The 15,535-nt window shown below is 64.2% G+C and carries 13 protein-coding genes and 1 pseudogene; 5 read left to right on the top strand and 9 right to left on the bottom strand.

Features of this window, described 5'->3' with window-relative positions:
- Positions 1 to 61 precede the first annotated feature (61 nt).
- Entirely contained in the window at positions 62 to 790 is a 729-nt protein-coding gene (locus tag AC3RCP_RS09745) for a dienelactone hydrolase family protein (protein WP_492569740.1), read from the top strand.
- Positions 791 to 883: 93 nt separating this feature from the next.
- Here the strand turns inward: AC3RCP_RS09745 and AC3RCP_RS09750 are convergent, their stop codons facing one another.
- The 4 genes from AC3RCP_RS09750 to AC3RCP_RS09765 form a co-directional block, all read right to left on the bottom strand.
- Positions 884 to 2,062, bottom strand: coding sequence for a trans-sulfuration enzyme family protein (locus tag AC3RCP_RS09750; RefSeq protein ID WP_007931537.1), 1,179 nt, complete (start codon positions 2,060 to 2,062; stop codon positions 884 to 886).
- Positions 2,059 to 3,435 (bottom strand): pyridoxal-phosphate dependent enzyme, encoded by a 1,377-nt coding sequence (locus AC3RCP_RS09755; RefSeq protein ID WP_492569742.1) that lies wholly within the window; start codon positions 3,433 to 3,435, stop codon positions 2,059 to 2,061. Before AC3RCP_RS09755 ends, AC3RCP_RS09750 begins: the two co-directional genes overlap by 4 nt.
- 208 nt (positions 3,436 to 3,643) lie before the next feature.
- Positions 3,644 to 4,531 carry a pirin family protein gene (locus AC3RCP_RS09760; RefSeq protein WP_123363735.1) on the bottom strand — a complete coding sequence of 296 codons (888 nt, stop codon included), beginning with the start codon at positions 4,529 to 4,531 and terminating at the stop codon, positions 3,644 to 3,646.
- A gap of 62 nt (positions 4,532 to 4,593) precedes the next feature.
- Complete coding sequence (locus AC3RCP_RS09765; protein WP_007931549.1) at positions 4,594 to 5,010, bottom strand: OsmC family protein; 417 nt, start codon at positions 5,008 to 5,010, stop codon at positions 4,594 to 4,596.
- Between the two features lie 148 nt (positions 5,011 to 5,158).
- Here AC3RCP_RS09765 and AC3RCP_RS09770 point away from each other — a divergent pair, with 148 nt between their 5' ends.
- The 4 genes and pseudogenes from AC3RCP_RS09770 to AC3RCP_RS09785 all read left to right on the top strand — a co-directional run bounded on the left by AC3RCP_RS09770 (position 5,159) and on the right by AC3RCP_RS09785 (position 8,500).
- Complete coding sequence (locus AC3RCP_RS09770; RefSeq protein WP_492569744.1) at positions 5,159 to 6,160, top strand: amidohydrolase family protein; 1,002 nt, start codon at positions 5,159 to 5,161, stop codon at positions 6,158 to 6,160.
- Positions 6,161 to 6,272: 112 nt separating this feature from the next.
- Positions 6,273 to 6,737, top strand: a complete 465-nt coding sequence (locus AC3RCP_RS09775; RefSeq protein ID WP_007931553.1) for a DUF3859 domain-containing protein — start codon at positions 6,273 to 6,275, stop codon at positions 6,735 to 6,737.
- Positions 6,738 to 6,874: 137 nt separating this feature from the next.
- Positions 6,875 to 7,645 (top strand): annotated as a pseudogene (locus AC3RCP_RS09780) (MCP four helix bundle domain-containing protein); the annotation flags it as partial.
- Positions 7,637 to 8,500 carry a methyl-accepting chemotaxis protein gene (locus AC3RCP_RS09785; RefSeq protein ID WP_492569772.1) on the top strand — a complete coding sequence of 288 codons (864 nt, stop codon included), beginning with the start codon at positions 7,637 to 7,639 and terminating at the stop codon, positions 8,498 to 8,500. The pseudogene AC3RCP_RS09780 and the gene AC3RCP_RS09785, both read left to right, overlap by 9 nt.
- Positions 8,501 to 8,584: 84 nt before the next feature.
- On the opposite strand, the gene fabB is transcribed toward AC3RCP_RS09785, so the two are convergent.
- From fabB to AC3RCP_RS09810, 5 genes are all read right to left on the bottom strand, one after another.
- Positions 8,585 to 9,805: a beta-ketoacyl-ACP synthase I gene (fabB, locus tag AC3RCP_RS09790; protein ID WP_101337201.1), complete on the bottom strand. Its 1,221-nt coding sequence runs from the start codon at positions 9,803 to 9,805 to the stop codon at positions 8,585 to 8,587.
- A gap of 11 nt (positions 9,806 to 9,816) precedes the next feature.
- Entirely contained in the window at positions 9,817 to 10,332 is a 516-nt protein-coding gene (gene fabA / locus AC3RCP_RS09795) for a 3-hydroxyacyl-[acyl-carrier-protein] dehydratase FabA (protein WP_007931558.1), read from the bottom strand.
- Between the two features lie 248 nt (positions 10,333 to 10,580).
- Positions 10,581 to 12,482 carry an ATP-binding protein gene (locus AC3RCP_RS09800; RefSeq protein WP_492569746.1) on the bottom strand — a complete coding sequence of 634 codons (1,902 nt, stop codon included), beginning with the start codon at positions 12,480 to 12,482 and terminating at the stop codon, positions 10,581 to 10,583.
- A complete protein-coding gene (locus AC3RCP_RS09805; protein WP_177323811.1) occupies positions 12,479 to 13,408 on the bottom strand; it encodes an ABC transporter substrate-binding protein in 930 nt (309 codons plus the stop codon). Before AC3RCP_RS09805 ends, AC3RCP_RS09800 begins: the two co-directional genes overlap by 4 nt.
- 1 nt (position 13,409) lies before the next feature.
- On the bottom strand, positions 13,410 to 15,533 hold the full coding sequence (locus AC3RCP_RS09810) for a TonB-dependent receptor plug domain-containing protein (protein WP_101337203.1): 2,124 nt from the start codon (positions 15,531 to 15,533) through the stop codon (positions 13,410 to 13,412).
- Positions 15,534 to 15,535: the final 2 nt, after the last annotated feature.

Consider the following 15,535-nt stretch of genomic DNA (forward strand, 5'->3'; position numbering starts at 1 on the left):
TGTATAAAAACCCGCTTCGGCGGGTTTTTTCATTCCGGTGTTTTTGAATCAGGAGTCTGAAATGAGCCAAGTCACTGTTCGTTCCCTGGTCTACCAGATTGATGGTCAATCCTATGAAAGCCGCCTGGCGTTCGATGTCAGCCAGCAGGGCCCGCGTCCGGGGTTGTTGATGGCGCCGAACTGGATGGGTGTCGGCGCCGGTGCCGAGAAGATCGCCGAGGCGGTGGCCGCCAAGGGGTATGTGGTGCTGATCGCCGACTTGTACGGGCAACAGGTCCGTCCGAGCAACGGCGACGAGGCGGGCGCCGCCATGATGCCGCTGAAGGATGACCGGGCCCTGCTGCGCAAGCGCATGCAGGCGGCTTTCGAGGCGCTGCAAAGCCAGCAGGAAGCCGCGGTGGACAAGGCCAGGCTGGCCACCTTCGGTTTCTGCTTCGGCGGCTGCTGCTCCCTGGAGCTGGCGCGCAGCGGCGCGCCGCTGAAAGCCGCGGTGTCTTTCCACGGCACCCTGGATACGCCGAACCCGGCCGACGCCCGGAACATCAAGGGCTCGGTGCTGGTGCTGCACGGCGCTTCCGACCCGCTGGTGCCGAAAGAGCAATTGCCGGCCTTCGAAGAGGAAATGAATGCCGCGGGGGTGGATTGGCAACTGCTGAGCTACGGCGGCGCGGTGCATTCCTTCACCGATCCGCACGCCAATGTGCCGGGCAAGATGATGTACGACGCCAAGACCGCCCGTCGCGCCTTCACCTCGATGCACAACCTGCTGGATGAAGTGTTCAAGGGCTGAGCCCCGGGAACGACAAGCCCGCTTGGCGATGCAATGCGGCTCTCAGTGAGCCGCCTTGTACGCCAGGCGGGCTTTTTTGTGCCTGTCGGCCATTCAGATTCGCGTCAGTGCCTGGGCCAGGTCGGCGCGCAGATCCTCCACATCCTCGACCCCCACGGACAAACGCACCAGCCCGTCGCCGATGCCGAGCTGCGCCCGGGTGTCTGCGGGAATGCTGGCGTGGGTCATGATCGCCGGGTGCTCGATCAGGCTTTCCACACCGCCCAGGCTCTCGGCCAGGGCGAAGATCCGCACGCTCTCGAGAAAACGCCTGGCGCCGGCCAGGTCGCAGTCCAGGTCGAGGGAAATCATCCCGCCGAAACCGTGCATCTGCCGCCGTGCCAGTGCGTGCTGCGGGTGGGACGGCAGGCCCGGGTAGTAGACCCGCGCCACCTGTGGCTGGCGTTCCAGCCATTGCGCCAGCTCCAGGGCGTTGCTGCAGTGGCGTTCCATGCGCAGCGCCAGGGTCTTTACCCCGCGCAGGGTGAGGAAGGCGTCGAACGGCCCGGCGATCGCTCCCACGGCGTTCTGCAGGAAGCCCAGGCGCTCGACCAGGTCGGGGTTCTGCCCGACCACCGCGATACCGCCGATCACGTCGGAATGGCCGTTGAGGTACTTGGTCGTCGAGTGCAGCACTATATCGAAGCCCAGCTCCAGCGGACGCTGGATCCACGGGCTGGCAAAGGTGTTGTCGGCGACGCAGATGATGCCCCGCGCCCGGCAGATGCGCGCGATGGCGGCGAGATCGGTGAGGCGCAGCAAGGGGTTGCTCGGGGTCTCGACCATGACCATCCGGGTGTCGTCCTGCAGCGCCGCTTCGAAAGCCGACAGATCGGTCAGGTCGACGAAGCTGAAGCGATGGCCGGCGCTGCGTTGGCGCACCTTGTCGAAGAGACGGAACGTCCCGCCGTACAAGTCATTGCCGGAAACGATATGCGCGCCCGCGTCGAGCAGTTCGAGCACGGTGGAAATCGTTGCCAGCCCGGAGGCGAAGGCGAAGGCCTGGGTGCCGCCCTCGAGGTCCGCCACGCAGCGTTCCAGGGCCCAGCGCGTGGGGTTGTGCGAGCGCCCGTAGTCGAGCCCCTTGTGCACCCCGGGGCTTTGCTGGGCATAGGTGGAGTTGGCATAGATCGGCGGCATCAGCGCCCCGGTGGAAGGGTCCGGCGTTTGCCCCGCATGGATTACCCGGGTGGCGAAGGCGCGTGGCGCGCCGCTTTCATCCTGTTGGCTCATGACAGTGATCTCCGTAAGTGGTTGAGCATGTCGACCCGGGTAATCAAGCCGTGGAAGCCCGAAGCGTCGGCGATGATCGCCACTAAGCCACGGTCGAGTTCCGCCTCCAGTTCGGCCAGGCTGGCGCCGGGAGGCAGGGTTTCCAGCTGATCGGTCATGGCGCTGGCCACGGTCTTGCGAAAGTGTGAAGCATCTTCGTGCACGCCCAGCAGGATGTCCGACTCGTCGATCACCCCGACCAGCCGCTGCCCGTCCACCAGCACCGGCAGTTGCGAGACGTCGGCCAGGCGCATGCGCTGGAAGGCGGTGAGCAGGGTATCGTCCGGCCCCACGCTGATTACCCGGCCGTCCTCGAAGCGCCGCGCGATCAGGTCGCGCAGGTCACCGTAGCCTTTGCGTTGCAGCAGGCCCTGGTCGTTCATCCATTGGTCGTTGTAGATCTTCGACAGGTAGCGGGTGCCGGTGTCGCAGACGAAGCTGACCACCCGCTTCGGCTCAGTCTGCTCGCGGCAGTAGCGCAGAGCTGCGGCCAGCAGGGTACCGGTCGAAGAGCCACCGAGAATACCCTCGGCGCGCAGCAACTGGCGGGCGTGCTCGAAACTTTCCTCGTCACTGATGGAATAGGCCTTGCGCACGCTGGAAAGGTCGGCGATGGACGGAATGAAGTCTTCGCCGATGCCTTCCACCGCCCAGGAACCGGGCGTGCCGAGGGCGCCGCTGCGGCTGTATTCGGCCATCACCGAGCCGACCGGATCGGCCAGGACCATGGCCAGGTCCGGCTGCACCCGGCGGAAGAACCGGGTCAGGCCGGTCAGGGTGCCGGCCGAGCCGACGCCGACCACGATGGCGTCCACGTCATGCTGGGTCTGCGCCCAGATTTCCGGCGCGGTGCTGCATTCGTGGGCCAGCGGGTTGGCCGGGTTGTTGAACTGATCGGCGAAGAACGCGTCGGGAATCTCCTTGGTCAGTCGCGCGGCCATATCCTGGTAGTAGTCAGGGTGGCCCTTGCCGACATCGGAGCGGGTGATGTGCACTTCGGCGCCCATCGCCTTGAGATGCAGGACTTTCTCGGTGGACATCTTGTCCGGCACCACCAGGACCACTCGATAACCCTTGGCGCGGCCGACCAGGGCCAGGCCGAGGCCGGTGTTGCCGGCGGTGGCTTCGACTATGGTGCCACCGGGTCGCAGGCGGCCATCGCGCTCGGCGGCATCGATCATCGCCAGGCCGATGCGGTCCTTGATCGAGCCACCGGGGTTTTGCGATTCAAGCTTGAGAAACAGCGTACAGGGGCCGGTATCGAAACGGCTGACACGCACCAGCGGCGTGTTGCCGATCAGTTCGAGTACGGCGGGACGGGAGTCGTTCGGCATGTCGTCACCTCGCTACGCAAAGCTGCGCTGGATGGGCGACCCACGGCGAATCATCGCGCGCCGGTCGCAGGCAATGCATCGCTTGGACCATAGGCCGGGATCCGGCTACCCGCAACCGCTCGCGCCGGCCGGTACCTGGTTGCGCAACCAGGCGGCGGGGGAAGCCTGGCCCGGCGCTTGACCTGTCCGGATCACCGAGCGCCCGGCGCTACAGGGGTGACGGCGAGCCTTTGCCCTTGGGCAGTTCGATTCGTTCGCTTTCTCCCGGCACCGTCGGCCAATCGCCAGCAGCCCAGCGCTGGCGGGCTTCATCGATACGGGCCGGGTCGCTGGAGACGAAGTTCCAGTTGATCCGCCGCGGACCGTCCAGCGGCGCGCCGCCGAACAGCACGGCATGGCAATCGCTGTCGGCGAACAGGGTGGGAGTGGTTCCGGTGGGCAGGATCACCAGCGCATGCGGCTCGACGGGCTCGCCATCCAGCTGGGCGTCGCCTTCGAGCACGTACAGGGCCCGCTCTTCATGTTCGGCAGGGATCAGCAGGGTGGTCGCGGTCTGCAACTGTATTTCGGCATACAGGGTCGGGGAGAGCACCGGCACCGGCGATTCCAGGCAGAAACCGCTGCCGGCGATCATGCGGATCTTGACTCCGAGGTTGTCGCTGACCGGCAAGGTCGCGGCCGGGTGATGGCTGTAGTGCCCCGGGCCTTGTTCATGGGCCTTGGGCGAAGCCAGCCAGACCTGCAGGCCGTGCATGCTGAAATCGCTGTCGATCAGCGCCTGCGGGGTACGCTCGACGTGGGCGATGGCGCTGCCGGCGGTCATCCAGCTGACATCCCCCGGGTTCACCACCTGGTCGGAACCGAGGCTGTCCTTGTGCTGGATCTGCCCCTGGAACAGGTAGGTCAGGGTCGACAGGCCGATATGCGGATGCTGGCGGATATTCATGCCCTTGCCCGCGGGGTAGCGGGTTTGCAGCATATGATCGAAAAACACGAAGGGCCCGACGCTGCGGCATTGGGCCGAGGGCAGCGGACGCAGGATGGGTTGGCCTTCGACGTCCTCGGCGCGAGGGCGAATCACGAGCGGTGTGTTCATGGTGCATTCCAGGCTGATCGGGTTATGCCCGGGAGCATAACCCGCTTGTGCAACCCTTGGCGCTATTGGCTGAAGGCGCCTTCGGAGAGGTGGGTCTCGATGCTCACCTCGGCGGTGGTCATCAGCTTGTGCACCGGGCAGCGGTCGGCGACGCGATGCAGTTCTTCACGTTGGGCGTCGGTGAGCACGCCCTTGAGGGTCAGCTTGACGTGCAGCGCATATTTGCCTTTCTGCTCCTGGCTGTTGTCGTGCTTGACCTCGACCGTGACGCCGGTGAGCGGAATCTCTTTTTTCTGCGCATACAGCTTGAGGGTCAGGGCCTTGCAGGCACCCAGGGCGGCATCGAAAAAGTCGTGGGGTTCCGGCGCGGAGCCTTCGCCGCCCAGGGTCTTGGGCAGGTCGGCGAACAATTGATGGTCATCGATCTGGATGCTGTGGCGGAAACCTTCGCTGGACTCGGTGTTGACGGTGATAGTCATGGCGGACCTCGGGCAGTGGTGAGCAGTCGGAACAGACATTGAAAGGTGGTGCAGTTATAGAGCATTACGCTTGCCGTGCGTTCCCCTTTTTCTGAACCGTCACCTGCGGGGCAGGGTCTACCCAGCGTCAACCGACGGGAGCCCGCCCATGCACTGGATCTACCTGAGCACCTTGCTGTTACTGCTGCCGAGCGCCTGGGCCCAGGCCCGCGACTACGCCTACAGCGATGCTCACTTGCATTACGTCGACTTCTTCCAGGAGTCGGCGGGCATGGACAAGCTGCTCAAGGCCATGGCCGACAATCGCATCGAACATGTGATGATTTCCGGTATCCCGGTGGCCAAGAAATGGCATGAAGACGAACCCAAGCGGCCGCGTTACTACGCCGGCGACGACGCCGATGCCTACTGGTACAGCGCCACCGATGTGATTGTCGCTGCCGCGGTGAACCGCCTGACGCCCGAGCAGCGCCAGCATTTTCATCCGTTCCTGTCCGGCTTCAACCCCAACGACAAGAACTCCGACGCCCATATCCAGCGCATGCTCGACCTCAATCCGGGGCTGTGGCAGGGCATCGGCGAAGTGTTCACCCGCCACGACGACCTGACCGCGCTGACCTCCGGCGATACACCGCGGGCCAATAACGAGGCGATGACGCGGATCTATCACCTGGCGGCGGAAAACGACCTGCCGGTGATGCTGCATTCCAACATCACCTCCAAGCGCGAGAAGAACCCGCTGTACCTGGCGGAAATCGAAGAGCCGCTGCGCAATCATCCCCACACGCGCTTTATCTGGGCCCACGCGGGCACCAGCATGGAGATCCACCGGCATCAGGTGCAGCTGGAATTTCTCCTGCCGACCCTGGCGCGGATGCTCGAGTCTTATCCCAACCTCTACATCGACCTGTCCTGGAGTGTGCTCAGGCCATATCTGCTGGATGAGCAGGGCGTGCCTCGGGCGCAGTGGCTGAAGCTGGTGGAGCGCTTTCCCGAGCGCTTCATGCTGGGTTCGGACGTTGTCGGGCGTTTCAACAAGCTGGGGCGGGAAATGCGCGGCTTCGATCCCTTTCTCGATGCCTTGCCGGAGGCCGTGGCGCGCAAGGTGGCCCGGGACAACTTCCTCGCCGTGCTGCCGCGCGCACGTTGATCCTGGGTGGCTCCGGTTCGTGGGCGTTGCCAAGGCGCTGGTGATGCAGGTTTGTCATCAGCCTGTCATGCCTGCGTCATAGGCTCGCGCCATCTCAATCAAGGAGCGCGATATGCACCTCACCCGTTTAAGCGCATTGGCGGCGCTGATGATGCTCAGTGGCCTTGCCAGTGCCGAAGTCCGTGTCGAAGGCCCGGTGGAATATGGTGTGTTCGAGGGGCCGAAGGCCGCGTTGCAGTCGGGTGAGCGGGTGCTGCGGCGCAGCAACGAAAACATCGAGCAGACCGAGATCGTGCCCGCGCGGCTGGGCACTAAGTTCGGCCTGCGTTATCAGTTGGCCGGCAAGGTGGCCGAGGATGTGCCACTGACCCTGTTGTATTTCACGCCGGGCATCCGTACCCCGGATGGCCAGCGTCACGACAAGCTCGAAGTGACCCAGAAACTGGTGCCGGGCGCGCCGCAGGACATCATGGCCTATGAGTTCACCGAGAGTCATGAGGTGATCCCCGGCGAGTGGCGTTTCATGGTATTCCAGGGCGACCGTTTGTTGGTCCAGCAGCGTTTTACCGTACGCTGAATCGTTTACGCCCAGGCATCGGAGTGCTTGGGCGTTTTGATATCACGTTTTCGTCTTAAGCAAATTTTCCGCGACCCGATACCTTCAAGAGCAGCCCGCTGTATGGCGAATGCAGCGCTTTTGGAAGGAACCGGAGAATGAGCATCAGGAGTCTCAACATTGCACCGCGCGCGGGCCTGGGCTTCGGCCTGCTGGCGCTGATGGTGTTCGGCCTGGGGGCGTTCGCCCTGCTGCAGATGTCGAACATGCGCGCGCAGTCCGACGAGGTCGACAACAACTGGCTACCCAGTGTGATGTCGGTGGGCGAAATGAATCAGGACCTGCTGCGGGTCCGGGCGCTGACCATGCGCTTGCTGATCAACCGCAGCCCCCAGGCCCTGGCGCAGAACGAAAGCAAACTCAATGAGATCAAGCGCGGCATGACGGTGGCCCAGGAGCGCTATAACGCGCTGATTGTGCTGCCGGAAGAGCGTGTGCTATTCGATCGCTACAAGGCCGCCGAGAAGCGCTACCTCGAGCATCAGAACCAGGTGATGGCGCTGTCGCAGCAGGGGCGGGTCGAGGATGCGGTTGCGGTGGTCAATGGCGAGATGAGCCAGCTGGCCGATGAGCTGGCGGGCACCCTCAATGAGCTGGTGGCCCTCAACCGGCACAACGCCAACCTGGCCACCGAGCTGGCCAGGGCGGTGTTCAGCAATGCCAAGGTCTGGGTGGTGGTGATGATTGTGGTGGCGGGCCTGATGACCATTGTCCTGGCGCTGTTGCTCACCCGCAGCATTGTGCTGCCGCTCTCGCAATCGCTGAACGTGGCCGAGGTGGTGGCCGGTGGCGACCTGACTGAGGACATTCGCATCAGTGGCAAGGATGAGCCGGCGCGCCTGCTGCAGGCGCTCAAGGCCATGCAGCACAGCCTGCGGGAGACCATCCGGCGTATTTCCGAGTCTTCCAGCCAGCTGGCTTCCGCTTCCGAGGAACTCAGTTGCGTGACCGAGGACGCCACCCGCGGCCTGCACCAGCAGAGCCAGGAAATCGAACAGGCGGCGACTGCGGTGAACCAGATGACCGCTGCGGTGGAGGAGGTGGCCAGCAATGCCGTGGCAACGTCCGAAGCCTCCCGCCAGTCCGACCTGATTGCCCAGCATGGGCGTGAGCAGGTGCGCCAGACGGTACAGTCCATCGAGTCCCTGGCCGACGACGTGACTGCCAACGCCTCCCAGGTCGAAGAGCTGGCGCAGAAGGTGTATGGCATCAGCAAGGTGCTGGATGTGATTCGTTCGGTGGCCGAACAGACCAATCTGCTGGCCCTGAATGCCGCCATCGAGGCGGCGCGGGCCGGGGATGCCGGTCGCGGGTTCGCGGTGGTGGCGGACGAGGTGCGGGCGCTGGCGCATCGCACCCAGCAATCGACCCAGGAGATCGAGCAGATGATCGGCGGCATTCAGCTGGGCACCGAGCAGGCTGTCAGCTCCATGCAGCAGAGCAACAGTCGGGCCCGCTCGACCCTGGAGCTGGCCAAGGCGGCGGGGACGGCGCTGGAGGAAATCGCCGGGGCGATCACCCTGATCAACGAGCGCAACACGGTGATCGCCAGCGCCTCGGAGGAGCAGGCGGCGGTGGCCAGGGAGGTGGATCGCAACCTGATGAACATCCGCGACCTGGCCATGCAGACCTCGGCCGGGGCCAACCAGACCAGCGCCGCGAGCCAGGAGCTGTCACGGCTGGCGGTGGACCTGAACACCCTGGTGGCGCGTTTCTCGGTGTAAGTGCTTTTACGCGGGGGAAAACAGCCGCCCAATAAAAAACGCCCCGAACCAGTCGGGGCGTTTTTCATGTGGCAAAGGCGGGGCTTACTTGCCCTGCCAGCGCTTCAGGACCAGGGTGGCGTTGGTGCCGCCGAAGCCGAAGCTGTTGCTCATCACGGTGTTGATGGTGGTGTCTTCGCGAGTCTTGGTCAGGATCGGCATGTCGGCTACTTCCGGATCCAGCTCGTCGATGTTGGCCGAACCGGCCATGAAGTTGCCTTCCATCATCAGCAGGCAGTAGATCGCTTCGTGAACGCCGGCGGCGCCCAGGGAGTGACCCGACAGGCTCTTGGTGGAGCTGATGGCTGGAGCCTTGTCGCCGAACACTTCACGCACGCCTTTCATTTCCGCGACGTCGCCGACCGGAGTCGAGGTGCCGTGGGTGTTCAGGTAGTCGATCGGTGCGTCGACAGTGGACATGGCCATCTGCATGCAACGGATTGCACCTTCGCCGCTTGGCGCCACCATGTCGTAGCCGTCGGACGTCGCGCCGTAGCCAACGATTTCGGCGTAGATCTTCGCGCCACGGGCCAGGGCGTGTTCCAGCTCCTCGACCACCACCATGCCGCCACCGCCGGCGATGACGAAGCCGTCACGGTCGGCATCGTAGGCGCGGGAGGCTTGTTCCGGGGTGTCATTGCGCTTGCTGGACAGGGCGCCCATGGCGTCGAACAGGAACGACTGGCTCCAATGTTCTTCTTCACCGCCGCCGGCGAACACGATGTCCTGCTTGCCCATCTGGATCTGTTCCATGGCGGTACCGATGCAGTGAGCACTGGTGGCACAGGCGGAAGCGATGGAGTAGTTCAGGCCCTTGATCTTGAACGGCGTGGCCAGGCATGCGGAAACGGTGCTGCTCATGGTCCGCGTCACGCGGTATGGGCCGACGCGCTTGACGCCTTTCTCGCGCAGGATGTCCAGTGCTTCCATCTGGTTCAGGGTAGAGGCGCCGCCAGAGCCAGCGATCAGGCCGGTACGCGGGTTGGAAACCTGCTCTTCGGTCAGGCCGGAGTCGGCGATGGCGTCTTTCATGGCCAGGTAGGCGTAAGCCGCCGCGTGGCCGACGAAGCGATAGATCTTGCGATCGATCAGCTCTTCGAGATTGAGGTCAATGGAGCCGGAAACCTGGCTACGCAGACCCATTTCGGCATATTCCGGGTTGAAGCGGATGCCAGGGCGACTTGCACGCAGGTTAGCGGAGACGGTCTCTTTGTCATTGCCCAGGCACGAAACGATGCCCAGACCAGTGATAACGACGCGGCGCATGCGGATAACCCTTAGAAGTTGTCAGTGGAGGTGAAAACGCCGACCCGGAGGCCTTCGGCGGTGTAGATTTCGCGGCCGTCGACGCTGACCGAACCATCGGCGATGGCCATGTTCAGCTTGCCCTTGAGGACGCGCTTGATATGAATGTTATAGGTGACTTTCTTGGCGGTCGGCAGCACCTGGCCAAAGAACTTCACTTCGCCCGAGCCCAGGGCGCGACCGCGGCCCGGCAGGCCTTGCCAGCCCAGGAAGAAACCGACCAGTTGCCACATGGCGTCAAGGCCCAGGCAGCCCGGCATCACCGGATCGCCTTCGAAGTGGCAGGCGAAGAACCACAGGTCAGGGGTGATATCCAGCTCGGCGACCAATTCACCTTTGCCGTACTTGCCGCCCTCTTGGCTGATATGAGTGATGCGATCCACCATCAGCATGTTCGGGGCGGGCAGTTGCGCGTTACCTGGGCCGAACAGCTCACCGCGACTGCAGCGCAGCAGATCTTCCCGAGTAAAGGCGTTTTGTTTGGTCATGCGAGCTCCTCAATAGTCCCATGCGGCAGGGTGGGGCAAATCTTCCCGGCCGATCGAAGCGTTCATGCCTCGAGCCGGCAGCCTACTCATAGACTATTGCGTTGTGGTGAAAGTCACAGCACAAGGGACATGAATGTACACTTGTGCACTGAAATTATTATACAGGCCCTGTGAGGGGCCTGTTCGGGTGCCTAAGACTGCCGCACTTTCGCCCGCCACGCCAGTCGCAGATGGTCGATAAGTGGCCGCTACTGCACCCAGCGTTGGAGAATTTGCTGCAGATCCGTGCGTTTGAACGGCTTGGCCAGGTAATCGTTCATTCCCGCCGACAAACACGCTTCGCGGTCGCCCTGCAAGGCGTTGGCGGTCAAGGCGATGATCGGCAGATCGGCGCATCCGGGCAGTTGGCGGATCTGCCGGGTGGCCTCGTAGCCGTCGATCAGCGGCAGCCGGCAATCCATCAGGATCGCCTCGAAGATCAGGCTCTCGGCGCTGCGAATGGCCTGGGCGCCATCGGTGGCGATGCTGACCGTGAAGCCCAGGCTGCGCAGCATGGCCTGGATCACGGTCTGGTTGACCGGGTTGTCTTCCACCAGCAGTACGTTGCGTCCTTCGCCATGGGCATGCCCGCTGTGCACCCGTGGCGCCAGCACCGGCAAGCTTTGCTGGTACAGCGCCAGCGGGATCTCCAGGGTGAACACCGAGCCGCTGCCTTCCTCGCTCTGGGCGCGCAGGGTGCCGCCCATGCGTTCGGCCAGGGTGCGGGCGATCGGCAGCCCCAGGCCGGTGCCGCCATAACGCCGGGAAATCGAACTGTCGGCCTGCTGGAAGGCGTTGAACATCAGTTCCAGGCTTTCGGTGCTGATGCCAATCCCGCTGTCGCGCACGCTGCAGGTGAACCACAGCAGCTCGTGGTCCAGGGCCTGCCATTGCGGCTCGACGGTGACGCTGCCTTGCTCGGTGAACTTCAAGGCGTTGCCGATCAGGTTCACCAGGATCTGCCGGATGCGCGTCGGGTCGCCTTTGACCTGCAGCGACTCCATGCCGGGCGGCAGTCGCAGTTGCAGGTCCAGCCCGCGTTGCGCGGCGCTGTGCTGGAAGGCCTGGGCCGAGCTGCTGATCAGTTCGGCGAGGTTGAACGGGATGTGCTCCAGCTCCAGGGCCGAGCGCTCGATGCGCGAGAAGTCGAGGATGTCGTTGATCACCTTGAGCAGGTGCTCGGTGGACTCGGAGGCCAGCGCCGCGTATTCGTGCTGTTCATCGGTCATTTCGGTGGTTTCGAGCAGTTGCAGCATGCCCAGCACGCCGTTCATGGGCGTGCGCAGTTCATGGCTCATCATCGCCAGGAAATCCGACTTGGCGTTGTTGGCCCGCTCCGCTTCTTCGCGGGTCTGGATCAACTGGGCCATGGCCTGGTGCTGCTCGCGGCTGGCCTGCTCGAGGCCGGCGGCCAGGTTGTTGATATGCCGCGAAAGATCGCCCAGCTCGGCATCGTCGACGATCGGCAGCGGAGTCTTGAAGTCACCCTGTTGAATGGCCTTGACCGCGGTGCCCATGGCGCTGATCGGCTGCGACAGGCTGGCCGCCAGGCGGCGGGCCAGGAGGAAGGTGAACAGCAGGGCGAACAGCGCGAGGATGCCGGCCTTGAACAGAATCTCCTGCTGGCGCTGGCTGAAGGCGTCGTTGGACATGCCGACGATCACCCGCCCCAGGTAGTCCTCGCTGGCGCTCACGCTGGCGCTCGGGTCGTCCTGGAACAAGTCGTTGCTGAGCTGGATGCGTTGCAGGCGCACCGGGGCCTGGAACACTTCGACCTGCTGTGAGCGGTTGTGGGTCTCCGAAGGCTGCTCGACGTACACCAGGATCTTGTTGCGGCTGTCCTGGACTTCGAGAAAGCGCACATGGGGCGTGGCCAGGGTGGCCTTGAGCAGGCTCTCGAGACCTTCGCTGTTGCCCGAGATCACCCCGTATTCGGTGGCCGGCGCCAGCTGGTTGGCGATCAACTGGCCGGTGTGGTTCAGCTCCTGGCGCAGATCCTGGATCCGTACGAAGGTAAAGAAGCTGATCAGCAGCAGGGTCAGCAGCAGCGCCGGGCCGAGGCAGATGATCTGGGTGCGGGTACTGATGTCCCAACGGCGACGGAAGGTCATGGGCGTTTTTCTCCTTCGGCCAGCTGGGTCGCCACCGATTGCTCGTCAATCGGTTCGACACCCAGGGAGCGTGCCACTTGCGGGTTGCTCAACACCTTGAACGGTTGTGGATACAGGGTACGCGGCCAGTGGGTCGTGGGCCGGTCCAGCAAATCGTCAAGCACCTGCAGCCAGTCTTCCTGGTCGCTGTAGGTGCTGGCCAGGCTGCCGGCCTTGACGAAGCCGGCATTGGGGCCGATCAGCGCCAGTTGCCGGGCATAGCTGCTCAATAACAGGTTCTTCGCGGTTTTCGGGTTGTACAGCTGCGGATCGTCCAGCCCCAGCAGAACGTCGCTGCTTTTCAGCAGGCTTTGCAGCGGACGGCTGTCATTGGTGTCGTCCCAGCGCTCGGCGACGATTTCCAGCCCCAGGGGATGGGCGGCCTGGTGCAGCTCCTTGAGCAGGAATTCGCTGTCGGCGCCGTAGAGCACGCCGATCCGCCGGGCCTGGGGCAGGATCTTGCGGATCAGCCGCAATTGCCGAGCCAGCGGCGGGTCGCTCCATAACAGGCTCAGCCGGGGCGAAGACGTTGTCCCCAGGCGCTGCTGAGCCTGGATCCGGCCGATGCGCAGCACCAGGGTGGCCGGGCCCTGGGTATCTTTCTGGCGCCACTCCAGGCTGGCCGGGTCGAGCAGGATCAGCCGGGTGCCCGCTGGCAATTGACCGGGGGCAGGCAGGTTGGCCAGGAGTTCGAAGCGCACTTCGTCCTGTGGCCGCTGTTGCGCCAGTGCCTGGGCGAAGGCCCGCACACCGGTGCTGTCTTCGGCGCCAGTCAGCAACACCTGGGCCGCCCATGCGGGGAATGCACCCCAGAGGCAACAGAACAGCAGCAGGCGAACCCGGAAACGGTTCAAGGCAGGCGTCATCCCTGACTGACGGTGGCTCATGCTAGAACGTCAACTCCGCACTGAAGTAGAGGACGTGGTGCGAGTCATAGTTGTTGTCGACAAAGGTAGTGGGCTCGTCGTCGAGCCGTTGCTGGAGCACGCCGGCCAGCTCCAGGCTGCCCTTGCCCAGGGGGATACGCTTGGCGACGCGGGTATCGACCCGTTCGAAGCGATACCCGTTGAGCGCGCTGGAACCATAGTAGAAGAGCGCGCTGGACCAGCCCTGGCCCCAGTCGCGCAACCAGCCCGCCGAGCCGCTGTGGCGCGCGGTCAATTGCTCGTCCAGCGGGTTGCTGGCTTCGGCGTCGACATAGGCGTACGTCAGGCGCAGCCGGTCCGCCGGGTTCAGGCGCCAGTCCAATTGGGTTTCAGTGCCGGCGAAGCGTGAGCTGTTGCTGTTACTGGCGATGTACTGGTTGTTGCGCAGCGGCTCGCTGATCATCCCGCTGATTTCGTCGTAGAACAGCTTCACATCGAGGTTCAGCCCGAGATCGGCGAAAAAGCCGTTGTAGCCCAGTTCCCGTGAGCGCATGCGTTCCTGGTCGAGGTTGCCCGGGCCGCGGGTCTTGACGAAGTACTGGGCGCTGGGCTGGCCGTAGGCGGTGGGGCTCAGCTTGGTGACCCGGTAGCTCCAGTTGACGTTGTTCTCGAACATGTCCGGCGAGCGGATCGCTTCCGAATACACCGCCCGCAGGCCGTGGCGCGGGTTGATCAGATAGTTGACCGCCACCCGCGGGGTCAGCGAGCTGCCGCTCAGCTGCGAGTCCTCGAACATGGCGCCGCCCTGCAACAGCCAGTGCTCGGTGGCGCGCCATTCCAGCTGGCCGAAGGCGCGCCAGGTGCTGTCGTCGAGGGTGCCGTTGAAATAGGTTTGCGAGTCGGCGCGGTCGTAGCGATAGTTCAGGCCGCTGACCAGGCGCACGCCATCGGACAGGCTCAGGGTGTCCTGCAGTTCGAGGTCATAGCGCGATTCGCGGGCGCTCTGGTCAATATCCCCGCAGACCGTGCGCTTGGCGCCGTCCTTCCATTGCGTCAGTACCTGGTTCGCCAGGGCCTGTTCGGCCGCGGTGCCTGGAGGGGCGCCGGAGCCAGTGAAGTTGTCCATGTGCCGGGCCAGCAGTTCGGCGTAGTTCGGGTTGAGCTGCCAGAGGCGGGTCAGTTCCGGGCTGAACGACACTTCGGCGTCACAGGCGCGCCAGTTCTGCTGGCGGTCCCAGTGCTGGGCCGAGCCTTGTATATAAAGGCTGTGCTCCGGGTTGATGTCGAGGTTCCAGCGCAGCGAGCCGGCATAGTCCTTGGCGATCACGTCGGAGTTATAGCCGGCTGAAGTGATGCCGGAGAACACCGGCCGGTAGGTATAGGGGCGCTGGTTGCTGCCTTCCTTGGCGCTGAGTTGCCAGTCGATGCTCTGCCGCTCGTCGAGCATCTGGCTGACCGACAGGCTGAAGCGGTTCAAGCGCCGGCTATCGCGGTAGTCGGTGCCGTTGCGATCGCTGTCGAAGCCGTCGTCCTCCTGCCCGGACAGCGACAGGCGCAGGTCGCCGCTGTCCCAGCCGGTGCCCTGGCTGGCGTACCAGTCGCTGATACCGCGCTGGCCGCGGGTGACCTTGACCCGCGTGCCGTGGCTGTTGGCGGGCGAGCGGGTGATGATGTTGATCACCGCCATCAGCGCGTTGGCGCCGTAACTGACGGTATTGGGGCCGCGAAATACCTCGATGCGCTCGATGTCCTCCATGGCCACCGGGATGTCGCTCCAGTCCACGGTGGCCAGGCCTGCCCGGTACACCGAGCGCCCATCGATCAGCACCTGCATGCGGCGCGCTTCGCTGGCATTGGTGCCGTGATAGTTCACCGCGGCCTGGTTGCCGCTGATATTGCCGACCATCATCCCCGGCACCAGGCGCAGCAGCTCGCTGATGTCGCGGGCGCCGCTGGCGTTGATCAGTTCGCTGTCGAGCACGGTCATGCTGCCGGGCACGGCCGCAGGAGACTGTTTCAGACGGGTGGCGGTGAGGATTTCCGGCAGCGGCTGGCTGTCCAGGAACAGATCGTCGGCCAGCACCGGGGTGCTGCAAAGCAGCGCCAGCAACAGGGATGGGCGGGAGAGGGGAGGGCCAGGATACACGG

It is taken from the genome of Pseudomonas sp. GW822-FHT05A08 (assembly GCF_058800485.1).